General features: G+C 45.0%; 2 protein-coding genes. One reads left to right on the top strand and one right to left on the bottom strand.

From position 1 onward, the window contains the following. Nucleotides 1–570: GAF domain-containing protein (locus tag I8748_RS26090; protein ID WP_198127427.1), on the bottom strand; the 570-nt coding region annotated here is incomplete at its 3' end. Nucleotides 571–672: 102 nt separating this feature from the next. On the opposite strand from I8748_RS26090, the gene I8748_RS26085 reads away from it, so the two are divergent. Further along, nucleotides 673–1,326 carry a DUF3386 domain-containing protein gene (locus tag I8748_RS26085; protein ID WP_198127426.1) on the top strand — a complete coding sequence of 218 codons (654 nt, stop codon included), beginning with the start codon at nucleotides 673–675 and terminating at the stop codon, nucleotides 1,324–1,326. The last annotated feature ends 204 nt before the right edge of the window (nucleotides 1,327–1,530 follow it).

Raw genomic sequence — 1,530 nt, 5'->3', positions numbered from 1 at the left:
TGTAATCCAAAGCTTTTCACCAATTTCGGCATTGGTTAAGCCCTGGGCTACGAGTTCGGCAATTTGTAACTCTCGCGCTGTTAGAGGAGTGGTTGGGGGGGATTGCAATTTTGTTGGTTTCGCCCGTAGAGTTGCCATTTTTGCGGACAAATGAATGCATAAGGCGCTTAAGTCTGCTAAATCGTTGCCGTTAAAGGGAGGATTTCCTTGATCGCGGGCTAAGTTCAGCGTTCCTATGAGACGACCATCGCAAATAATGGGGCCAGTCATCACATGTTCGTGGTCATGGCGTGAGCAAAAATGCTTCCAATCTCCTGGAGATAATATCAATTGTTCATGGGCGGGCGCGTGACGTTCAACTACATAGCGTCCAACGGGATTGCTTTCTAAACATACTGCTGGAATGGCTGGAATATCAATTTCAGCTGGTGACTTGTCGTCTAGGAAATAGATACCCCAATGTTGCACGTCAAAATGCTCACTAATTTTATCAGCGAGAGCTAGCCTTAATTCTTGCTCATGGCGGACATTAGCGATCGCTTCAAATACGGCGTGAAGAGAATTAGGCATAAGTGTACCCAGTTGGGGTCTATGCGAGACTCAACAATTACTTCTATGCTAATACCAGCAAGAATAAAACGCTAATCTAACTGGTTACGCTAGGAGAAGCACATGACAGTTACAAAACTCTCTGCTCAGGAACTTTTCCGGGCTGCTTATGAAAACCGCTACACCTGGGATAAGGGTTTCCCTGGTTATACCGCAGATATTACATATAAGTATGACGATAAAGTATTCACAGGTCAAGTTCGCATCAACCCCAATCTCAAGGCTGATGTCTTGGGTGTAGATGACGAGCAAGCAAAGCAAGCGATTCACGGACAAGCTTGGGAAATTGCAATTCACCGCGTCCGTCGCGGCTTTGAAGAAACTCACGGCGAAAATACTTTTAGCTATGGCGACACTGATTTAAGTGATGCAGTAGAGATTTTCGTCGGTGGGAAGTCACAAGGCGATCGCTACAAAGTCCGCAATAATGAAGTGTGTCTAGTTCATCGTCAAATTCACGGCGTTGTAGTGACAATTAACACCTTCAGCAGTCACGACACTGGCGAAGGCTATTTGTCTCACACCTATGATTCTGTATATCATGACCCCAAAACTGGGGAACAAAAAGGAGGTAGAAGCGAATTTACTGACGAGTATGAAAAAGTTGGCGACTATTTCATCCTCAATCGTCGAGAGATTCGCACTGAGACAGAAGGTAAGCTGTCAATTCAAGAGTTTGTCTTCTCGAACATCAAATTGCTGGAACCTGCTGTTTAAACTGTATCTGGTAAGATAATTAAAAGCGATCACTCTGGGAATTTACAGGGCGATCGTTTTTATTTTTGGTGTTTGCAGTTCTAAGATGAAGCTATTATCTTATATCAAGTTCGGATAAATAGTTATAATTCCCACAGTCATTGCACCCCACCCCCAACCCCTCCCCGTTCACGGGGAACTCGGGGCCCCCTCTGGGGATTAGGG

Origin of the sequence: Amazonocrinis nigriterrae CENA67, assembly GCF_016056305.1 — a bacterium.
In the GTDB taxonomy this organism is placed as follows: Bacteria; Cyanobacteriota; Cyanobacteriia; order Cyanobacteriales; family Nostocaceae; genus Amazonocrinis; species Amazonocrinis nigriterrae.
The sequence above is the reverse complement of the archived record's forward strand: the minus strand, read 5'-3'. Positions and strand labels throughout refer to the sequence as shown.

Coding starts and splice junctions, on each gene's coding strand:
- I8748_RS26085 (WP_198127426.1), top strand. CDS start 673: ATGACAGTTACAAAACTCTCTGCTCAGGAACTTTTCCGGGCTGCTTAT.